The sequence below is a fragment of the Rhizobium sp. CCGE531 genome (genome assembly GCF_003627795.1).
GTDB lineage: Bacteria > Pseudomonadota > Alphaproteobacteria > Rhizobiales > Rhizobiaceae > Rhizobium.
In genome coordinates this window covers 2352428-2372352 of record NZ_CP032684.1, presented here as the reverse complement: position 1 = coordinate 2372352, position 19925 = coordinate 2352428, and the positions used below count along the sequence as shown (strand labels likewise).

Annotated in this window: 15 protein-coding genes and 1 riboswitch; of the genes, 9 read left to right on the top strand and 6 right to left on the bottom strand. The window is 60.2% G+C overall.

The genetic code is table 11. The features are described from left to right. The first annotated feature begins 90 nt into the window (after positions 1-90). The 3 genes from CCGE531_RS11550 (at position 91) to glf (ending at position 3291) form a co-directional block, all read left to right on the top strand. Positions 91-1023 (top strand): hypothetical protein, encoded by a 933-nt coding sequence (locus tag CCGE531_RS11550; RefSeq protein ID WP_120664285.1) that lies wholly within the window; start codon positions 91-93, stop codon positions 1021-1023. Between the two features lie 81 nt (positions 1024-1104). Next, positions 1105-2079 (top strand): hypothetical protein, encoded by a 975-nt coding sequence (locus CCGE531_RS11545; protein ID WP_162943892.1) that lies wholly within the window; start codon positions 1105-1107, stop codon positions 2077-2079. A 36-nt stretch (positions 2080-2115) separates the two neighbouring features. Then, on the top strand, positions 2116-3291 hold the full coding sequence (gene glf, locus CCGE531_RS11540; RefSeq protein ID WP_205586436.1) for a UDP-galactopyranose mutase: 1176 nt from the start codon (positions 2116-2118) through the stop codon (positions 3289-3291). Positions 3292-3410: 119 nt separating this feature from the next. On the opposite strand, the gene bmt is transcribed toward glf, so the two are convergent. From bmt to CCGE531_RS34230, 5 genes are all read right to left on the bottom strand, one after another. Then, positions 3411-4424: a betaine--homocysteine S-methyltransferase gene (gene bmt, locus CCGE531_RS11535; protein ID WP_120664283.1), complete on the bottom strand. Its 1014-nt coding sequence runs from the start codon at positions 4422-4424 to the stop codon at positions 3411-3413. A 159-nt stretch (positions 4425-4583) separates the two neighbouring features. Further along, positions 4584-5636, bottom strand: coding sequence for a glycine betaine/L-proline ABC transporter ATP-binding protein (locus CCGE531_RS11530; protein WP_120664282.1), 1053 nt, complete (start codon positions 5634-5636; stop codon positions 4584-4586). Beyond that, positions 5629-6540: a proline/glycine betaine ABC transporter permease gene (locus tag CCGE531_RS11525; protein WP_120664281.1), complete on the bottom strand. Its 912-nt coding sequence runs from the start codon at positions 6538-6540 to the stop codon at positions 5629-5631. The genes CCGE531_RS11530 and CCGE531_RS11525 overlap by 8 nt, the downstream gene beginning before the upstream one ends. A gap of 248 nt (positions 6541-6788) precedes the next feature. After that, entirely contained in the window at positions 6789-7787 is a 999-nt protein-coding gene (locus CCGE531_RS11520) for an ABC transporter substrate-binding protein (RefSeq protein ID WP_120664280.1), read from the bottom strand. Between the two features lie 912 nt (positions 7788-8699). Further along, a complete protein-coding gene (locus tag CCGE531_RS34230; protein ID WP_162943891.1) occupies positions 8700-8843 on the bottom strand; it encodes a hypothetical protein in 144 nt (47 codons plus the stop codon). A 235-nt stretch (positions 8844-9078) separates the two neighbouring features. Here CCGE531_RS34230 and CCGE531_RS11515 point away from each other — a divergent pair, with 235 nt between their 5' ends. Next, positions 9079-10533: a cobyric acid synthase gene (locus CCGE531_RS11515; RefSeq protein ID WP_120666736.1), complete on the top strand. Its 1455-nt coding sequence runs from the start codon at positions 9079-9081 to the stop codon at positions 10531-10533. On the opposite strand, the gene CCGE531_RS11510 is transcribed toward CCGE531_RS11515, so the two are convergent. Continuing rightward, positions 10530-12326, bottom strand: a complete 1797-nt coding sequence (locus CCGE531_RS11510; RefSeq protein WP_120664279.1) for a chloride channel protein — start codon at positions 12324-12326, stop codon at positions 10530-10532. The genes CCGE531_RS11515 and CCGE531_RS11510 overlap by 4 nt on opposite strands. A gap of 180 nt (positions 12327-12506) precedes the next feature. After that, positions 12507-12906: riboswitch (cobalamin riboswitch) on the top strand. A 140-nt stretch (positions 12907-13046) separates the two neighbouring features. Here CCGE531_RS11510 and cobU point away from each other — a divergent pair. Genes cobU through cobO form a run of 5 tightly spaced genes read left to right on the top strand, consistent with a single transcriptional unit; the run spans position 13047 to position 19871 of the window. Then, a complete protein-coding gene (gene cobU / locus CCGE531_RS11505; RefSeq protein ID WP_120664278.1) occupies positions 13047-13571 on the top strand; it encodes a bifunctional adenosylcobinamide kinase/adenosylcobinamide-phosphate guanylyltransferase in 525 nt (174 codons plus the stop codon). Positions 13572-13576: 5 nt separating this feature from the next. Next, entirely contained in the window at positions 13577-14626 is a 1050-nt protein-coding gene (gene cobW / locus CCGE531_RS11500) for a cobalamin biosynthesis protein CobW (protein WP_120664277.1), read from the top strand. 9 nt (positions 14627-14635) lie between these two features. Beyond that, positions 14636-18634, top strand: a complete 3999-nt coding sequence (gene cobN, locus CCGE531_RS11495; protein WP_120664276.1) for a cobaltochelatase subunit CobN — start codon at positions 14636-14638, stop codon at positions 18632-18634. Beyond that, positions 18631-19230 carry a dimethylsulfonioproprionate lyase family protein gene (locus tag CCGE531_RS11490; protein WP_120664275.1) on the top strand — a complete coding sequence of 200 codons (600 nt, stop codon included), beginning with the start codon at positions 18631-18633 and terminating at the stop codon, positions 19228-19230. The genes cobN and CCGE531_RS11490 overlap by 4 nt, the downstream gene beginning before the upstream one ends. After that, entirely contained in the window at positions 19227-19871 is a 645-nt protein-coding gene (cobO, locus tag CCGE531_RS11485) for a cob(I)yrinic acid a,c-diamide adenosyltransferase (RefSeq protein ID WP_120664274.1), read from the top strand. The genes CCGE531_RS11490 and cobO overlap by 4 nt, the downstream gene beginning before the upstream one ends. Positions 19872-19925 lie beyond the last annotated feature (54 nt).

Sequence of the window (19925 nt, the reverse complement as noted above, 5' to 3'; positions counted from 1 at the left end):
CCACCGGCTCTCGGCCTCGCAAGGTTTGAGCAAGCCCCATCGCGCAGTTTTCAAGCGAGGGGTTCCAGCGAGTCTTTGAGAAGGATCAACATGCACGCGCAGGCGGAGAAACAGATTGTCGCATCGCATGGCGCGGAACATGCCTTGCCAGCCTTTCCTTTCGGTTGGGAGCATCACAAGGATCGGCACTGCATTTGGATCGTCAGCCCGGAGGGCTACATTCACAGCCGTGCTTTCGAGGATGTTGCCCTCGGTCTTCACTATGCCTTTGCCGAACTCGGCGGCAGTGCGCCCCTGGTTACCGATCCGCGAGACTGGAACGGACGGGTGCCGATCGTTTACGGCGCAAATTTGCTGCCGTCGGTCGCGGCGCAATGGCTGCCGCCGGAGAGCATCATCGTGAATATGGAGCAGGTCTCGGCTGAAAGCAGCTGGATCAATCGTCGGTATCTCGGACTGCTCAAGAAATTCGCCGTGCTCGATTACAGCGAGCGCAATCGCCAGGGACTAGCCAAGCTCGGCGTTCCCGCTGAAATTCTTGATGTGGGATACAACAGGCATCTGACGCGTGTGCCCCAAGCGCCGGTGAAGGATATCGACGTTCTCTTTTACGGCTCGGTCAACGAGCGCCGCAAGAATGTGCTGGTGGCGCTGCAAGCAAGCGGGCTGAACCTCGTTCACCTGTTCGGTGTATACGGCACCGAGCGCGACGCCTTCATCGGGCGGTCCAAGATCGTCCTCAACGTGCATCATTTCGACGCCGCGATCTTCGAGATTTGCCGCGTTTCCTTCCTGCTTGCCAATGGCGCCTGCGTCGTCAGCGAAGGCAATATCCATGACCCGGAAGTGGCCGCTTTCGCCGAAGGCATGGCGTTTTGCGATTACGATCGGCTTGTCGAAGCCTGCATCGAACTCGTCCGCGACGACGAGAGGCGGTTGGCAATTGCAAGCCGCGGCCTCGGCCTGATGTGCGAGCGCCAGCAAGCGGCCATCCTTTCCGCTTTGATGGCGAGAGGCGGCTAGGTTTTTCAAAGCATTTTGGCGGCGAACTGGCTGCCTGCGGCGGCTGGATCGACAAACGACATGTGAAGGCGGATTGCGACTATGACTGGAAATGAAACGATCTATATCCTCTGCCCACCCAATCATATGACGGGCGGCCCGGAAGCCCTTCACCAGCTTTGCGCGCGGCTGACCAAAATCGAGCGCAGCGCCAGAATGGTCTATACCAATGGCTCCGATCACTCCCTGATGTCGTCCCCTGCGGGGGAAACCACGATGGTGTTTCGGGAATACGAGAACGCCGTCCATCCGCAATATCGGGCCTACGCGACCGAAAGCTCGGACTATATCATCGACAACGAAAACGCGATCGTGGTGTTTCCTGAAATATGGCCGCACCTGATTCCACTCTTCAAGAGGGCGGCGAAGGCCTATTGGTGGCTGAGTTTCGATTACGGCATGCGGCATCTGATACCGTTGGGCGGGGTGCCATTCCTTATGGCGAACGACTGCGAGATGTTGTCGCAATCCTCTTATGCCACGGCACAGCTCAGCGCTTTGGGCTTTAGCGACGTCTTGCGGATCTCGGATTTCACCACGCTGGCAAACAACGTGGCGCCGCAGCCGATTCAGCAACGGCGCGATCTGGTTCTGTTCAACAACAAGGCCGAGGCTTTCGGGCGCCAGCTGGCGACCATGTGTCCGCAATATGAATTCAAAATCCTGAGCAACATGTCGCCGGCGGAAGTCCATCAAAACATGGCGCAAGCCAAGGTCTATGTCGACTTCGGCCCGCATGCCGGCAAGGACCGTATGCCGCGCGAAGCAGCACTGCTTGGATGCTGCGTCATCACCGGCCGGAACGGCTCGGCCAACAATTTTGAGGATTTGCCCATCCCTGCCAAATACAAGTTTGGCAATCATCCCCAGCGAATGCACGAGATTTCAAGGGCGATCGATGACGTGATCCAGAATTTCTCGGAGAGGTTCGAGGATTTCGGCGTCTATCGGCGCTCTATTGCCATCGAAGAAACAAAGTTCGAATTGGAGGTCTTCAGTGTATTCGGGCAGGTCTGATCGAAGGTCGGCGGCAAGAGGATTGGTCTCGCGATCATGATCAATTTCGCTGATGTTGACTTGCTCGTGGTCGGTGCGGGGTTCTACGGCGCGACGATTGCGGAGCGGCTGGCCAACGAGCTGCAGAAGAACGTGCTTCTGATCGACCGCCGGGACCATATCGGCGGCAATGCCTATAGCGAGTTCGACAGCGAGACCGGCATCGAGGTTCACCGTTACGGCGCGCATCTCTTTCACACGCCGAACGAGCTGGTCTGGACCTATCTCAACAGGTTCACCGCATTCACCGACTACAGGCATCGTGTCTATTCGACCTATCGCGATCAGGTCTATTCGATGCCGATCAACCTCGGTACCATCTCGCAATTCTTCAATCGACGCCTTTCGCCTGATCAGGCGAGAGCACTGATTGCGGACCATGCGGCGGAAATGGCCGGGCGCCATCCGCAAAACCTGGAAGAGAAGGCGATTTCGCTGATCGGCCGCCCATTGTATGAGGCTTTCATCCGCGGCTATACGGCCAAGCAGTGGCAGACGGACCCGCGTGACCTGCCCGAGCACATCATCACGCGTCTGCCGGTCCGCTACACCTTCGACAATCGCTACTTCAACGACAGATACGAAGGCCTGCCTGTTGACGGCTATACGGCGATCTTCGAGAGGATGCTGAAGCATCCGAGGATCCAGATTGCCCTGGGCGTCGATTTCTTCTCGCTGAAATCAACGCTGCCGGCCGGTCTGCCGATCGTCTATACCGGCCCGATCGACCGCTATTTCGATTATTCCGAGGGTGAGTTGGGCTGGCGCACCATCGACTTCGAAAAGGAAACCCTGAATACCGGCGACTTCCAGGGGATGGCGGTCATGAATTATGCCGATGAAACAATTCCCTACACGCGTATCCTCGAGTTTCGCCATTTCAATCCGGAGCGCAGCTACCAGACAGAAAAGACGGTCGTGGTGCGGGAATATTCACGCTCGGCGAAGCGCGTCGATGAACCCTATTATCCAATCGACACGCGGCAGGACAAGGACGTCTTCCTGCGATATCGCGAGCGCGCCGAGGCAGAAACGAATGTCCATTTCGGCGGGCGGCTTGGCACCTATCGATACCTCGACATGCATCAGGCTATCGGCGCTGCCTTGAAGGCCTTCGACAGCCGTATTGTTCCGCATTTCACCGAAGGACGCGCTATCGGCGGCGAAAAATAGGCGATCGCCAGGTACGCGTGGATATTCGGCACGCATCTGTGGGCGAGCCGAATAAGTTTCATAGCAAAAATGTCGGATTTGCAGAGAAAAGTCCGGTTGCTGGGCTTTCCTCTAATTTCTTAGGAGCGTCTGCGGCGTTCGCGAGCGGGCGCCGCGCCGCTTTCATTGGCAGTCTTGTTGCGCAAGGGGCCGATCTTTTCAACGATCGTCTCCAATGTCGGGCGAGGGCCGGGGACGTAGCTGTCCAGCGCCTGCCGCATGGCAGCGAGATGCCCGCAGGAGGTGCCGCAGCAGCCGCCTATGATCTTGGCGCCTGCGTCACGCGCGAGGCGCGCATAATCGGCCATCAGCGGCGGCGTGCCCGAATAATGGATCTCGGCGCCGCGATATTCCGGAATGCCGCAATTACCCTTGACGATAACGATAGCGGCGGAATCCGCTTCGGTCATGTCGAGAAGGCTCGACAGGATATCCGAGGCGCCGACGCCGCAATTCGCGCCGACGGCGAGCGGGCCTTCGCCGATATCCGTGGCGACAGCGTGAATGTCCTTCGGATGCAGGCCCATCATGGTCTTGCCGGCCGTATCGAAAGAGCCGGTATAGGTGTAGGGCAGGCCGACCTTGGCGGCGGCTTCGGCCGCGGCGCGGATTTCCTCCGGCGAGGACATGGTTTCGATCCAGGCGACATCGGCGCCTCCGGCCTGAAGGCCTTCGATCTGTTCGATGAAGGCAGCGACGGCGTCCTCATAGGTCAACGCGCCGAGCGGCATCAGCAGCTCTCCCGTCGGGCCTATCGAACCGGCGACGATGACCTTGCGATCGGCCTTGTCCGCAACGGAGCGGGCAATCGCGGCGGCCGTCTTGTTGAGGCTATGCACGCGATCCTGAGCGTGATGCAGCTTCAGCCGGTGACGGGTGCCGCCGAAGGTGTTGGTCAGGATAATGTCGGCGCCGGCATCGACGAAATCCTGGTGCAGTTTTGTGATCCGCTCCGGATGCTGTTCGTTCCAGAGTTCGGGCGCTTCACCGGCCTCGAGGCCCATGGCGAAAAGATTGGTGCCCGTCGCGCCATCGGCAAGCAGCACGCCCTTTTCAGCAAGAAGATTGGTCAAGGGATTGATGGCGACGGTCATGGTTTGTCCTCGGATGTGTCGAATACCTGGATGTCAGATGCAGATATAAACATTTCTTTATGTGAACACAATGACTAGATCGTCCGCTTGTCTCGATGTGACAATCAGACAAGAAAAAAAGCGCCCTGGAAAGGGCGCTTTCGCTGCTGTGCTCTGCGTTTAGGCCGCCGCCATCTCGGCCGTCTCATGGGTCGTGGGCGTGACCATGGCGGCGATGATGCTTTGCAGGTCTATCATACCGATAGGTTTTCCGCCGGCGTCGGTGACGAGCGCTCCGGTCTGGCCTGCTTCGGTTATCTGCTTGGCGGCGATTTCCAGCGTCACGTCGCCGGGCACGCGTGTGGTGAGCGGCTCGCCTCCAAGCGGCTTCATGATCGTCTGGGCCTGGATGACGCGACCGCGGTTCACCTCCTTGACGAAGGCGGAGATGTAATCGTCCGCAGGATGCAGCACGATCTGCTGACCGGTTCCCTGCTGCACGACCTTGCCGTCGCGCAGGATCGCGATCTGGTCGCCGAGGCGCAGCGCCTCGTCGAGATCGTGGGTAATGAAGACGACGGTCTTCTTCAGTTCCTTCTGCAGATCGAGCAGAACGCTCTGCATATCCACGCGGATCAACGGATCGAGCGCCGAATAGGCTTCGTCCATCAGCAGGATATCGGCATCGTTCGTCAGCGCCCGGGCGAGCCCGACACGCTGCTGCATGCCGCCGGAAAGCTGGTTCGGATAATGCCTCTCGAAGCCTTTGAGCCCTACGCGCTCGATCCAGTATTGGCCCTTCTTCACGCTTTCGGAACGAGGCACGCCCTGGATGTCCAGACCGTAGATGGTATTTTCAATCACCGTGCGGTGCGGCAACAGGGCGAATTTCTGGAACACCATCGCCGTCCTGTGGCGACGGAATTCGCGCAGGTCGTTTTCGTTCATCTTGCAGACGTCGACGCCGTCATAGAGCACTTCGCCGACGGTCGGCTCGATCAGCCGGTTGATATGACGGATCAGCGTCGATTTGCCCGAGCCGGAGAGGCCCATGACGACGGTGATGGCGCCGGCCGGCATGTCGATGCTGATATCCTGCAGGCCGAGCACGTGACCATGCGTCTCGTTGAGCTCGGCCTTGCCCAAGCCGTTCTTGACACGGTCTACATAGTCGCGCCCGCGCGGGCCGAAAATCTTGTAGAGGCTTTTTATCTGGATCGCGTGACTAGCCATGGATGACCTCCGAGTGCTTCTGGAGCCGTCTGCCATAGGCCTGGCTCGTCCGGTCGAAAATGATGGCGATGGCGACCAGGGCGAAACCGTTGAGGAAGCCGACGGTGAAGAACTGGTTGTTGATCGCCTGCAGCGTATTCTTGCCGAGTCCGCCGACGCCGACCATGGAGGCGACGACGACCATTGCGAGCGACATCATGATGGTCTGGTTGATGCCGGCCATGATGGTGGGCAGCGCGAGCGGGATCTGCACGTTGACCAGCTTCTGGCGATGCGACGACCCGAAGGCATCGGCGGCTTCCAGAACCTCCTTGTCCACGAGCCGGATGCCCAGATTGGTCAGGCGGATCATCGGCGGGACGGCATAGATGACGACGGCGATAAGACCCGGAACCTTGCCGATGCCGAAGATGACGACGACCGGGATGAGATAGACGAAGCTCGGCATCGTCTGCATCACGTCGAGGGTCGGGTTGACGATCGACTGGAGCCGGTCGGAGCGCGCCATCAAAATGCCGATCGGCAGGCCGATGACGATGGCGATGAGCGTACAGACCGTCACCATGGCAAGCGTGACCATCGTGTCGGTCCAAAGACCGAAGACGCCAATGAGGATCATCGAGATCGCGGTGCCGGCGACAATCTTCAGATTGCGGCTGGCGGCATAGACGACGAGCATCATGACGATGAGCACGATGAACCAGGGCGTATTGGTGAACGCCCATTCCAGATAATTCAGAAACCATTGCAGAGGCTGCACGACGGCATCGATGAGATTGCCGTACGCGCGGACGGATGCGCGAAACCCGTCATCGATGTTCTTGCGCGCAAGACGTATGAGCGTTTCATCTATTGCCGGAAAGTTGCAGAGCACATTCGGCAGGATCGTACACTGGATAGCCATGTATTTCCCCTTCTTGGTCCGGTTCTGTCCTGGTCCGGCGTGTGGCTTTCACGCGCGGATGGTATTGCAGCGCTGCGACCGGTTCTTCAGGCTGCCTTTCAATTCTTACTACATCCGCCTTCGCTGATCTGCACTCGTTGCGACCTTGCTCCGCGTAACTCCGTCGGTAATGAGGGCCGTTGTTGTCGATTCCGGCGAATGGGAAATCGGCGGCAGGCTTTGGCCAGCCGCCGATCCTACGGCAGGAATTAGAGCGAAGCCTTCACTTTGGTGGCGACATCCGGGGAAACCCATTTGGTCCACATGTCCGGATAGGTCTTGAGGAAGTACTTGGCGCCATCCTCGTTGGTACCCTGGTTGTCGGTCATCCAGGCGAGAACCTTGCCGACGGTGGCGTTATCCCACTTGCGGGTCTTCATGTAGTCCATGGCGATGCCGGCCTTCGCGGCAAAGGCCTTGGTCACGACGGTATAGACGTCCGAAACCGGATAGGAGTTCACCTTCGGGTTGGCGCAATCCTGCTGCGACGTGCAGGCATCCCAGTCCTTCTTGTCGTGCGGTACGTTGAAGCTCAGGCGAACCATGTCGTACTTTCCGAGGATGGCGGTCGGAGCCCAATAGTAGCCGAGCCAGCCTGTCTTCTTTTCGAAGGCGTTGGCGATCGAGCCGTCGAGGCCAGCGGCGGAACCGGTGTCGACCAGCGTGAAGCCGAGCTTGTCGGCGCCGAGGGCCTTGTAGAGGTTGGTCGTGGAGATTTGGCAGTTCCAGCCCGCCGGGCAGTCATAGACCGCACCCTTGGAAGCATCTTCGGGAGCAGGGAAGAGTTCCGGATGCTTCAATGCATCCTGAACGGTCTTGATATCGGGATGGGCGTCGGCGACGAATTTCGGAATCCACCAGCCTTCGACACCGCCGTCGCTCAGAAGCGGCGCGGCTTCGATGAGGCGGCCTTCGGATACGGCCTTGTCGAGCGAGGTACGCACGGCGTTGACCCAGAGTTCCGGAGCGACGTCCGGCTCACCCTTTTCGTTCATCGAGGTGAATGTCGGCTGCGTATCGCCGGTCACAAGTGTCACGTTGCAGCCGTAACCATTTTGCAGAATGAGCTTGTCGACCTGGGCGGCGACGCCGGCAGATGCCCAGTTCATTTCGGCAATCGATACGTTGCCGCATTCTGCGGCATGCGCCGAGCCAGCCAAAGCATAGGCGCCGAATGCAAAGATGGCGGAAGCGAGAAGCTTCTTCATTTGATATTGTCTCCCAATTTTTCGTTACGTTGTAGAAATCGACTCCAAACGCTTTCGATTTCTGTCGATCCCCTGTCAGCGTGGTCCAACCACAACCGTTCATGCGCCGCTGACGACGCGAGCACGGTCCCCTTGCTGCTGTCGTGCATCTGTCTTTTTGCGACCGCGCAACTCTGTCACGGCCGGATGTTTCTTGCATCGACAGCAGGCAGCGTAAGGATTTGAAGGAATAAATCAACAGCCTGCCGGCCATTCGCAGTTATCGCGCCTGTTGGAGAAGCTGATATAAGCGTCTGAATTAGCCTGTTTTCTGCTATTCATGGCTGCAAAACAGGCAGTGCAAGGCTTCGATGATGCGCTTCCATGGGCGCAGAGTTAAATGCGGTTCAAATATCGCGTCCCTGAAAGACGTTTTGTGTTCAATCTGCGTCCTTTGCGATTTCTCAATGCAAAGGGGAAAATTTTCAAAAAAATTTCAGATTCACTCTAATTTAAGTACTTAATAACCCTCCGGTAACGATGTCGGTTTATCAATCGAGACGTGGCGGGGGACACACCGCTGCTTCTCCGGATTAGGTATTGCGTCCCGGAGAAAGCGAACCTTGCGGTGTATTTGCAGGGAAGCCGGCGTTTTTTGGCAAGCCGCGTTGATCTCCGGATCGCGCGGTTTTCGCGTTTCAGGCATGCCGTTTTGAGACATGTCTGCGCCAGCGTGTCATCCATGCCAAAGCGCGTCGCGATCTTTCAGATTCGCTTCTCGCGCTTCACGTCTTTGATTTTGCGCATGTCGTTGTCGCATAGCCGCCGTACACTTTTGCACGACATGCTTTAATTTCACAAAAGTCAAAATGAAAGCCGCCGATGCGGTCGCATGGCGGCTTGAGGCGCGTAGGCTTGCGGCTTGACCAGATATCAGCCGACGCTATAGGTGCGAATGAAGCCGACGGTGCCGAACCGGGTATCGAGCTGCTGCAGGCGGCTTTCGGGGCGGTGGGCCGGAAGCTTGCCATTCCAAGCGATCTGGATGGAATTCCGTCTGTTGAAGATGAAGAGCATTGGGGTATCCTCCAGGCCGGACCGGCCCATTTCGTTGTTTGTTTTCGCACTGGAGATAATCTTCTCCAGCGTAACTAACAATGGATGAAATCGTCATCCAATGTCGCAAACGGAGCATATTTTGAAGTGATGCATTTTTGTATCTGGACTGTTGTTTCCGGCGGTTGAAGATAGCGGCGAAATCAAGGCGAAACTCCGCGTTTTCAGCGGCTGCAGCATATCGAGGTGGTGGGGAATGACAAAGGCGATCATGCTGCAGGGAACCGGTTCCGATGTCGGAAAAACGGTATTGGTCGCGGGGCTGTGCCGGCTGTTCGCCAACAGGGGCGTGAGGGTCCGTCCGTTCAAGCCGCAGAACATGTCCAACAATGCCGCCGTTGCCGAGGATGGCGGCGAGATCGGCCGCGCTCAATGGCTCCAGTCGCTGGCGGCGCGCGTGCCGTCATCCGTGCATATGAATCCAATCCTGCTGAAGCCGCAGTCGGAGACGGGCAGTCAGATCATCGTGCAGGGCAAGGTTTGGGGCCATGCCAAGGGGAGGGGTTATCAGGCGCTGAAGCCGCAATTGCTTGGCGCGGTGCTTGAAAGCTTCGCTGCGATGCGTGCGGGAACCGATCTCGTTATCGTCGAGGGGGCCGGTTCTCCTGCCGAGATCAACCTGCGACGGGGCGATATCGCCAATATGGGTTTTGCGACGCGCGCCAACGTTCCCGTCGTGCTCGTCGGCGACATAGACCGCGGCGGCGTGATCGCATCGCTGGTCGGCACATACCATATTTTGCCGGAAGAAGACCGGCGGATGATCCGCGGCTACATCATCAATAAGTTTCGCGGCGATGTCTCCTTGTTCGGGGAAGGCATCGAGGCCATTGGCGGCTTCACTAGATGGCAATGCCATGGCGTGGTGCCATGGCTCAAAGCGGCAGCGCGCCTGCCGGCCGAGGATTCCGTCGTGTTGGAGCGGCTTGCGCGCGGCTCCTCCGGCGCGCTGAAGGTCGTCGTGCCCGTGCTGTCGCGCATCGCCAATTTCGACGATCTCGATCCGCTGCGGGCCGAACCCGACGTCGATCTCGTCTTTGTCCGGGCGGGCGAGCATTTGCCAGCCGATGCGGGGCTTGTGGTGCTGCCGGGCTCCAAGTCCACGATCGGTGACCTCCTCGATCTGCGCGAGCAGGGATGGGATCGCGACATTGCCGCGCATGTGCGCCGTGGCGGCCGTGTCATCGGCATTTGCGGCGGCTATCAGATGCTCGGCCATACGGTTTACGACCCGCTCGGCATCGAGGGATCGGTCACCGAGACGCCGGGACTGGGCCTGCTTGAAATCGAGACGGAAATGGCGCCGGAAAAGACGGTGCGCAACAGCATGGCCGTCTCGAAGGAGTATGACGTGCCTCTATCGGGCTATGAAATCCATCTCGGTGTGACGCGCGGCGCCGACTGCGAGCGGCCTTCTGCTGTCATCGACGGCCGGCCCGATGGGGCGATATCGCCTGATGGTCGCGTCATGGGCACATATCTGCATGGCCTCTTCGGCAGCGACGCCTACAGGGCAAAGTTGCTCGCAAGCTTTGGTCTCGCCGGCGAGCGCATGGACTATCGCGCCAGCGTCGATACGGCGCTGGACGAGATCGCGGCCGAGCTTGAAAGCGTGCTTGACCCTGCCTGGCTCGATAGCCTTGTTGGTTAGAGTTCGCCGGAGACCTCGCGCCTGCGGCGGTCGAGTTCCTCGCTGTAGCGCCGCAGCGTATAGCTCTCCGTCAGCAGGCCGATCACCCTGCGCTCGATCAGATCGTTGACGACGACAAGCGCTTCACTCTTGGTCTGGTCGAATATGGCGGCCGCTTGCTTGGCGTTCATCTGCGGCTGCAGGAACTCGTTGCGCAGCTGGATGAAATCGGAAAGTCCGTGTTCCTCGTCGTCCTTTTCAACAGGGCTCGCATAGACGTCGGGGACCAGAACCATTCCCGAATACTTCTCGTTCTTGTCGAGCAGGATGACGCGCTGGGCCGAACCGATCGGAAAATTCTTGCGGAACTCCTCGATGCTCATGTCGATGCTTCCCGTATGCACGTCGGGGCGCATCATGCGGGCGACAGTGAGATTGCGGATCCAGCCGACGTCGTGGGCGCTGCGGATGCTCTCGCCGCGCAGATGGAAGCGCCAGGTGGCGAAGGAGTAGCCGAAGCTGGTGCGGACCACGAGCGACGACGTGATGACGGCAGCCAGCACCAGGGCAGTGATCGGGAAGTCACCGGTGATCTCCAGCGCCAGGAACGTCATCGTCAGCGGGCCGCCGATGATCGCGACGGCCAGCGAACTCATGCCGACCACGGCGTACACGGCCGGCGTCAGCGCGTTGTGATCGAAATAGGGCGCGCAATAGGCGAAGATCTTGCCGAGAAGCGCACCCATGAACAGAGACGCGAAGAAGAGACCGCCTCTGAAGCCGGAGCCGATCGAGACCGCAGAGGCTAGCGATTTGAGGAGGAACAGGCCGACCAAGGCCCCGAGCGTCACGTCCGTCGACAGGTTGAGATGCAGCGCGCCGTGCCCCGCCGACAGAACCTGCGGGGAGATCAGTGCCAGTATACCGACGACAAGGCCCCCGAGCGCTGGGCGGAAGGGCGGTGCGATGGAACTCTTGCGCGCCAGTTCTTCGGTCCAGGCGACGCCCTGCATGATCAGGATACCGACGCCGGCGCAGCAGGCGCCGAGCAAAACCGCCGGCAGATAATCGGCGGGGGCGATGGAGCCGAAATGGCCGATATCGATGGCGAAGTCATCGCCGGCGAGCAATCTCGCGATCATCGTCGATATCAATGCCGAGACGACGACGGGCGTCAGCGTCAGGATGGAATAGGTGCCGATGATCAGCTCGAAGGCGTAAAAGGCGCCGGTAAGCGGCGCATTGAACGCGGCGGCGATGGCGCCGGCGGCGCCGCAGCCGACGAGCATGCGCAGGTCCGCGCGGCGCATCTGCATCTTGTAGCCGAATTTGGAGGCGATGCCGGCGGCAAGCTGGGTGTAACCCGCCTCGAGCCCGACGGAGGCACCAAATCCATTCGAGATCAGGTTCTGCACGGCGACGAGGATACTGTCGGTGAGCGACATGCGGCCGCCGTGCAGCGCATTGGCTTCGATCGGGTCGACCATCGGCTTCTTGCGCGTGCGCGACAATATGTAGAGCAGGATGCCGAGGATGATGCCGCCGGCGATCGGCGCGATAAACAATACCGATTTGTCGGGGATCGCCACCGCCGCCGAACTCAGGCGCTCATAGTCGGTTATGCCGTAGATGAGGCTGTGAAGCTTGCGCGAGATGAAACTCATCGCCGTCACGGCGCAGCCGGAGGCCACTCCCGCCAGCGCGCCGGCGAAAACAAGTCCCAATTCGCCACGGCGCAACAATGCCCTGAACCGACCGAGATCGAACAGGGCGGAGAAGACGCCGAGGCGTCGCGGTTGGAATTTCTGCAACATTGGAAACGAACGATATGTTTTACTCGAATGTGAGGGCTTACCCTCTATAAACTTCTAACATCAAAGAAATGCGGCAAAAAAGCCGCTGATTTTGCGGGAATATTCGGTCGATTTCGCAATTGGGACGCCCGGCGTCGCATCCATGCCCTTGATTGACTTGAACTCGGTGAACGCCTAATCATTGTCGGCATAACGAATGGTTCCCGAGCGGCGATCTGTCGCATGGGATGAAAAGGGAATGTGAAGGGACGGACCCAAGCCGGGCGTTCTCATCACAGCCGACCCCGCGACTGTAGAGCGGTCAGGGTCTTTCGCTCGATTTGAAGTCTATTCCGTCGATGGTTCGCATGGGGCGAACGGGGCGGGGCAGGCTCAAGCCGAAAAAGCCACTGGCGTGGCATCATGATCAACCCGGGCTGGACGCCTCCAATTCTACGAATCGTCCGCCTTTTCATGATGCATTGCCGGGAAGGCGAGGAAGACCCGCTGGCGCACGATCGGGGGCGACCGATTTCGGTCCGCCTCCCTCGCGGCGCCTTATCCGCGAGCCAGGAGACCTGCCATGCGTGCCGGGCACAGAGCCTGTTCTGGGACGTCAGTTCCGCTGCCAGCACGGAGGTTGTCATGGCGCAAGACGAGTTTTCGGCGTGTAGACGCCTCTCTTCCGGTATCGGCTTCATGCTGCCGGCCCTCGCTGTTGCGCGGGAGCGAGAATAGCGCATGTCGTCTTCAGTTTCCCGATCTGTTTTCGTCCTCGGTGGAGCGCGCTCCGGCAAATCCAGATTCGCCGAAGGCCTGATTTCGGACACCGGTCTTGAACGTCACTATGTGGCGACAGGCCAGGCGTGGGACGATGAGATGCGCGAGCGCATCGCACGGCACCGCGCCGACCGTGGCGATCTATGGCAGACGCATGAGGAGCCGATGGATCTCGTCAAGCGGCTCGCCGCGATCGATGCCGAAGGGCGAGTGGTGCTTGTCGACTGCCTGACGCTCTGGGTGACCAATCTGATGATGGCGGAGCGGGACATGATGGCGGAGTTTGCCGCCCTGATTGCATTTCTGCCGACTGCACGATCGCGGCTCGTTCTCGTATCCAACGAGGTCGGGCTTGGAATCGTGCCGGAAAATCGCATGGCGCGCGAATTTCGCGACCATGCCGGCCGTCTGCACCAGATGGTCGCGGCGGCAAGTACCGAAGTTTATTTTATCGCAGCGGGCCTGCCGCTGAAAATGAAGGGTTGATCCACATGAACCAGGCAAAGATTCCAGCCACCGTCATCACCGGCTTCCTGGGAGCCGGCAAGACGACGATGATCCGCAACCTGCTGCAGAATGCCGGCGGCAAGAAGATCGCGCTGATCATCAACGAATTCGGCGATCTCGGCGTCGATGGCGACGTGCTCAAGGGCTGCGGCGCGGAGAATTGCACCGAAGACGATATTATCGAGCTGACCAATGGCTGCATCTGCTGCACGGTTGCCGACGATTTCATCCCAACCATGACGAAGCTGCTGGAGCGCGATGCGCGTCCGGATCACATCGTCATCGAGACTTCGGGCCTCGCGCTGCCGCAGCCGCTGGTCGCCGCCTTCAACTGGCCCGATATTCGTACCCACGTCACCGTCGACGGCGTCATCACCGTCGTCGATAGCGCCGCCGTCGCCGCCGGGCGCTTTGCCGACGATCACGACGCTATCGAGGCTGCCCGTGTCGAGGATGATTCGCTCGATCATGAAAGCCCCATCGAGGAGCTTTTCGAGGACCAGTTGACCTGTGCCGATCTGATCGTGCTCAACAAGACCGATCTGATCGATGTTGCCGGTCTCGGCCGCGTCCGCGCCGAGGTTGCCTCGCGCACCGCCCGCAAGCCGACGATCATCGAAGCGAAGAACGGCGATGTGCCAGCCGCCATCCTGCTCGGCCTCGGCATCGGCACCGAAGACGATATCGTCAACCGCAAATCCCATCACGAGCTGGAGCATGAGGACGGCACGCCGCACGATCACGACGAGTTCGACAGCTTCGTTGTCGAACTCGGCCCGATTGCTGATCCGGCGGCCTTCATCGATGCGCTGAAAGGCGTGATCGCGGAACATGACGTGCTGCGCCTCAAGGGCTTCGTCGATGTCCCCGGCAAGCCCATGCGCCTGCAGCTTCAGGCCGTCGGCAGCCGCATCGACACCTATTTCGATCGCGCCTGGACACCGGGCGAAGCACGCGCGACTCGGCTCGTGGTGATCGGCCTGCACGAGATGGACGAGACGATCGTGCGCAAGGCGATCGAAGCTTTGGTCTAAGGCAAGTTCATGCATCTCCTCCTAGCCCAAAAGGGAACGATCAGCGACGGCGAAGAGGCGATCGATCTCGGCCAGTCGCCAGGCGATATCCTCTTTCTGTCGGCGGCCGACACCGAGCTTGCGGCGATTGCCGCAGCCCACGGCGAGGGCGGCTGTTCCTTGAGGCTTGCAAGCCTGATGAGCCTCAAGCATCCGATGTCCGTCGATACCTATATCGACAGGACGGCCCATCATGCGAAGCTCATCATCGTGCGGGCGCTGGGTGGAGCGAGCTACTTCCATTATGCGCTGGAAGCACTGCATGCCTGTGCGGCGCGTCAGGGGGCGTTGATTGCGGTGCTGCCGGGAGACTCGAAACCCGATCCCGGCCTGACGCCATTCTCCAACGTCGCTCTCGATGATCTCAACGCGCTCTGGTCCTATCTGATCGAGGGCGGCGAGACGAATTCCAGGGCATTTCTCGCCTATGCCGAGGCGATGCTGTCGGGCGCCGATAAGCCAATGCCAGCCGTGCCCTTGATGAAAGCGGGTATCTGGTGGCCGGGCCGGGGTGTGATCGGCGTCGAGGAATGGTGGAGGGTTTCCAAAGCTTCGATGGTAGCGGAGGAGGGATTTGAACCCCCGACGGTCGCTATTTCTTTCTACCGCGCTCTCGTACAGAGCGGCGAAACCAAACCCGTCGAAGCGATGATAGAGGCTCTCATCGCCGAGGGTATGCGGCCCCTGCCGGTCTTTGCCTATAGTCTCAAGGATGCCGTGTCGGTCGGCATTCTCGAAAGTGTCTTTACCGAGTTGAAGCCGGGTGTCGTCATCAACTCCACGGGCTTTGCCGTTTCGGCACCGGGTGCCGATCGTCAGCCGACGGTTCTTGAAACCGGTGAAGCCGTCGTCCTTCAGGCCATTTTCTCGGCTTCGTCCAAGGAAGCCTGGGAGGCATCCTCGCAGGGGCTCTCGGCTCGCGATCTTGGCATGAACGTGGCTCTGCCCGAAGTCGATGGGCGTGTTCTTGCCCGCGCGGTGTCCTTCAAGGCTGCGGCCCGCTATGACGAACGGGTCGAGGCCAACATCGTTGCCAGCGAACCGCTCGAGGATCGCATGCGCTATACGGCGCGGCTGGCTGCTAATTGGGCGCTGCTGCGCAATACGCCGCCCGGCGATCGCCGCGTCGCGCTCGTCATGGCGAATTATCCCAATCGCGATGGTCGTCTTGGCAATGGCGTTGGGCTCGATACGCCCGCCGGTACGATCGAGGTGCTGAAGGCAATGCCGGAGGCGGGATATCGTGTTGCCGATCTGCCTGCCGACGGCGATGCGCTGATGCGGCACCTGGCGGAGGGGCCTACAAATTCTGGTCATGACGGCCGCGTGGTTCGCGAGAGGCTTTCCTTCAGCGACTACAAGGATTTCTTCTCGTCGCTTCCCAAACAGATTCAGGATGAGATCACGGCGCGCTGGGGCGAGCCGGAAGTGGACCCCTACGCTCTGGAGGGCGGCTTTGCCCTGCCGTTCGCCCGCTTCGGCGATGTGCTTGTCGGCATCCAGCCGGCGCGGGGCTACAACATCGATCCGAAGGAAAGCTACCACTCTCCCGATCTCGTCCCGCCGCACGGCTATCTCGCCTTCTATGCCTTCCTGCGCCGCTCCTTCGATGCGCATGCGGTGATCCACATGGGCAAGCACGGCAATCTCGAATGGCTGCCGGGCAAGGCGTTGGCGCTGTCGGAAAATTGTTACCCTGAAGCGATCATCGGGCCGTTGCCGAACCTCTATCCCTTCATCGTCAACGATCCCGGCGAGGGCACGCAAGCCAAGCGCCGGACAAGCGCCGTCATCATCGATCACCTGACGCCGCCGCTGACGCGCGCCGAAAGCTACGGTCCGCTGAAGGATCTCGAGGCGCTGGTCGACGAATATTACGAGGCCTCGGGCGGCGATCCGCGCCGCATCCGTCTTTTACGCAAGCAGATCCTCGATCTCGTCGCCGATATCGGCCTCGATGAGGATGCCGGCATCGCCAAGGGCGAGGGCGAAGACGAGGCATTGCGCAAGCTCGACGCCTATCTCTGCGACCTCAAGGAAATGCAGATCCGCGACGGCCTGCACATCTTCGGCGTTTCGCCTTCCGGGCGGCTGCTGACGGATTTGACGGTGGCGCTGGCACGAGTGCCGCGTGGATTGGGCGAGGGCGGTGATCAGAGTTTGCAGCGGGCGATTGCGCGGGATGCGTGGGGGAGTGTGGAAAGCTTATCGGGTGTGGAGAGTGTGACACCCCCCTCTGTCGCCTTCGCGACATCTCCCCCACAAGGGGGGAGATTGGTGGCGCGCGGCACGACATCGCCTCAAATGATTATCGAATCTGCTGATGTCGTCAGTAAAAATTCGGGAAAGCAGAGCGGCACCCTCCCTCCAATCTCCCCCCTTGTGGGGGAGATGTCAGCGAAGCTGACAGAGGGGGGTATCTCTCCACACAAACCATTCGATCCTTTGGATTGCGATATGGCCGCCGAATGGACCGACCAACGTCCCTCAATCCTCCAAGATGTCTCGGACTTTCCGTGGCGTACCCAGGGCGATACCGTCGAGCGCATCGAACTCCTGGCCGCAAAACTCGTGGATGGTGAAATAGCCTGCCCCGAGAGTTGGCCCAACACTCGCATGGTCCTTGGCGAGATTGCCTCAAAGCTCCAGCCTTCCATCCTCGCCTGCGGCGATGCCGAGATCGCGGCCTTGCTCAAAGGCCTCGACGGCCGTTTCGTACCTCCCGGCCCCTCCGGCGCGCCGACGCGGGGCCGGCCGGATGTTCTGCCGACGGGGCGGAATTTCTATTCGGTCGACAGCCGCGCCGTGCCGACGCCGGCGGCCTATGAACTTGGCAGCAAATCGGCAGAATTGCTGATCCGCCGCTACGTTCAGGACCATGGCGAATGGCCCGTTTCCTTCGGCCTGACGGCCTGGGGCACGTCGAACATGCGCACGGGCGGCGACGATATCGCGCAGGCGCTGGCGCTGATCGGCGTCAAGCCCGTCTGGGACATGACCTCGCGCCGCGTCACCGGCTACGAGATCATACCGCCGGCCATGCTGCGGCGGCCGCGTGTGGACGTCACGCTGCGCATATCCGGCTTCTTCCGCGACGCCTTTCCCGAGCAGATCGCCTTGTTCGACAAGGCAATCCGTGCCGTCGGCATGCTCGATGAGGATGCGGCCGACAATCCGATTGCGGCGCGCATGCGCGGCGAGATCGCGCGGCTTGAAGCAGCCGGCCTCGACAAGGCCTCCGCCAGCCGCAGAGCCGGCTATCGCGTCTTCGGGTCTAAGCCCGGGGCCTATGGCGCCGGTCTGCAGGCGCTCATCGATGAGAAGGGATGGGAGCGGCGCGCCGATCTGGCCGAGGCCTATCTCGTCTGGGGCAGCTATGCCTATGGCGCGGGTGAGGAAGGCAGAGCCGAGCGCGGCGTCTTCGAGGAGCGATTGCGCTCGATCCAGGCGGTCGTGCAGAACCAGGACAATCGCGAGCACGACCTGCTCGACAGCGACGATTACTATCAGTTCGAGGGCGGCATGGCGGCGGCGGCTGAGCAGCTCGGTGGCACACGTCCCTCGATCTATCACAATGATCATTCGAGGCCGGAAAAGCCAGTGATCCGTTCCCTCGAAGAGGAGATCGGCCGGGTGGTGCGCGGGCGCGTCGTCAATCCCAAATGGATCGAGGGCATTATGCGCCATGGCTACAAGGGCGCCTTCGAGATCGCCGCAACAGTGGACTATCTCTTTGCCTTTGCGGCGACGACGGGCGCTGTCGGCAATCATCATTTCGAGGCCGTCTACCAAGCCTTCGTCGTCGATCAGAGCGTGCGCGATTTCATGGCGGAGAAGAACCCGGCAGCACTTCGGGACATGCGGGAGCGCTTACTGGAGGCGATCGATCGTAAGCTCTGGACGCCGAGAAGCAATTCGGCGCGCTTCGATCTGGAAAGCCTGGATAAGGGCAAGGAGACGGCGGCATGAGCGCGGTCGACGAACTTCTTACTGCGTTTCGTGACTATCTCCTGTCGCGCAGCGATCTGCTGCTGCGGCATTTCATCGAGGGCTTTCGCTGGCCGGCTGAAGAGCGGTTGCTTGCGGCGCACGATCTGCCTGTCGTCGCTTATCTTCGGGAACTTGAGCGGCCGGTCAACGGGGCGGAAGGCGCTCTTTTTAACGAGCTCTCGAATGCGGTGGATATGCTGCATTGGGCGCAGACCTACAGCATCACAGACTTCGGCGCGGATTTCCTGCAGCGATATGGCTGGGTCGAGCTTTTCGGCACACGAGGGCATTTCGCAAGCGACGAGATGGCCGGCGGCTTCCTGCTGCTCGGCCCCGGCGTGCATTATCCGGATCATCACCATGAGGCCGAGGAGATCTATATCCCTCTGACCGATGGCTCGCTGTGGAGCAAGGATGCCCAGCCGTTCCTGCCGCGCTGGTCGGGTGAGATCATCCATCACCCCTCGAACATCCGCCATGCCATGCGGACAGAGGATCAGCCGCTTGTCGCTCTCTACCTCTGGCGCGGCGGGCCGCTGGCACAGAAATCGATCATATCAGGGAGAATGCAATGAGCGACGAATTGGCCGAAACCGGCGCGGATGCCCCGAAGAACGACGATGCCCGGCACGCCGACAAGATGGCCAAGAAGAAGGCCGCGCGTGACAAGATCATGGCGACCAAGAACGATGAGAAGGGCCTGATCATCGTCCATACCGGCAAGGGCAAGGGAAAATCCTCTTCTGCTTTCGGCATGATCTTCCGCCACATCGCCCATGGGAAGCCCAGCGCCGTCGTGCAGTTCATCAAGGGCGCCATGTGGACTGGCGAGCGCGACCTGATCGAAAAGCATTTCTCCGACCTCTGCCAGTTCCACACGATGGGCGAAGGCTTTACTTGGGAGACGCAGGATCGCGCTCGCGACGTGGCGGCGGCTTCTGCCGCGTGGGAAAAGGCCAAGGAGCTGATCCGCGACGAGCGGAATTCCATGGTGCTGCTGGATGAGATCAATATCGCGCTGCGCTACGATTACCTTGACATCAACGACGTGCTGGAATTCCTCAGGAACGAGAAGCCCTACATGACGCATGTGGTCTTGACGGGCCGCAACGCGAAGGAAGAGCTGATCGAGATCGCCGATCTCGTTACCGAAATGGAATTGATCAAGCATCCCTTCCGCTCCGGCATCAAGGGGCAGCCGGGCGTCGAGTTCTGATCGACAGCCGGGGTTTTCAGCTAGCCGGCAGCATCGCCTTCTGCGGTCTGTCGG

Coding starts and splice junctions, on each gene's coding strand:
- cobW (WP_120664277.1), top strand. CDS start 13,577: ATGAACCAGGCAAAGATTCCAGCCACCGTCATCACCGGCTTCCTGGGA.
- glf (WP_205586436.1), top strand. CDS start 2,116: ATGATCAATTTCGCTGATGTTGACTTGCTCGTGGTCGGTGCGGGGTTC.
- CCGE531_RS11490 (WP_120664275.1), top strand. CDS start 18,631: ATGAGCGCGGTCGACGAACTTCTTACTGCGTTTCGTGACTATCTCCTG.
- cobN (WP_120664276.1), top strand. CDS start 14,636: ATGCATCTCCTCCTAGCCCAAAAGGGAACGATCAGCGACGGCGAAGAG.
- bmt (WP_120664283.1), bottom strand. CDS start 4,424: ATGACCGTCGCCATCAATCCCTTGACCAATCTTCTTGCTGAAAAGGGC.
- CCGE531_RS11550 (WP_120664285.1), top strand. CDS start 91: ATGCACGCGCAGGCGGAGAAACAGATTGTCGCATCGCATGGCGCGGAA.
- CCGE531_RS11530 (WP_120664282.1), bottom strand. CDS start 5,636: ATGGCTAGTCACGCGATCCAGATAAAAAGCCTCTACAAGATTTTCGGC.
- CCGE531_RS11545 (WP_162943892.1), top strand. CDS start 1,105: ATGACTGGAAATGAAACGATCTATATCCTCTGCCCACCCAATCATATG.
- CCGE531_RS11525 (WP_120664281.1), bottom strand. CDS start 6,540: ATGGCTATCCAGTGTACGATCCTGCCGAATGTGCTCTGCAACTTTCCG.
- cobU (WP_120664278.1), top strand. CDS start 13,047: ATGTCGTCTTCAGTTTCCCGATCTGTTTTCGTCCTCGGTGGAGCGCGC.
- cobO (WP_120664274.1), top strand. CDS start 19,227: ATGAGCGACGAATTGGCCGAAACCGGCGCGGATGCCCCGAAGAACGAC.
- CCGE531_RS11515 (WP_120666736.1), top strand. CDS start 9,079: ATGACAAAGGCGATCATGCTGCAGGGAACCGGTTCCGATGTCGGAAAA.
- CCGE531_RS11510 (WP_120664279.1), bottom strand. CDS start 12,326: ATGTTGCAGAAATTCCAACCGCGACGCCTCGGCGTCTTCTCCGCCCTG.
- CCGE531_RS11520 (WP_120664280.1), bottom strand. CDS start 7,787: ATGAAGAAGCTTCTCGCTTCCGCCATCTTTGCATTCGGCGCCTATGCT.
- CCGE531_RS34230 (WP_162943891.1), bottom strand. CDS start 8,843: ATGCTCTTCATCTTCAACAGACGGAATTCCATCCAGATCGCTTGGAAT.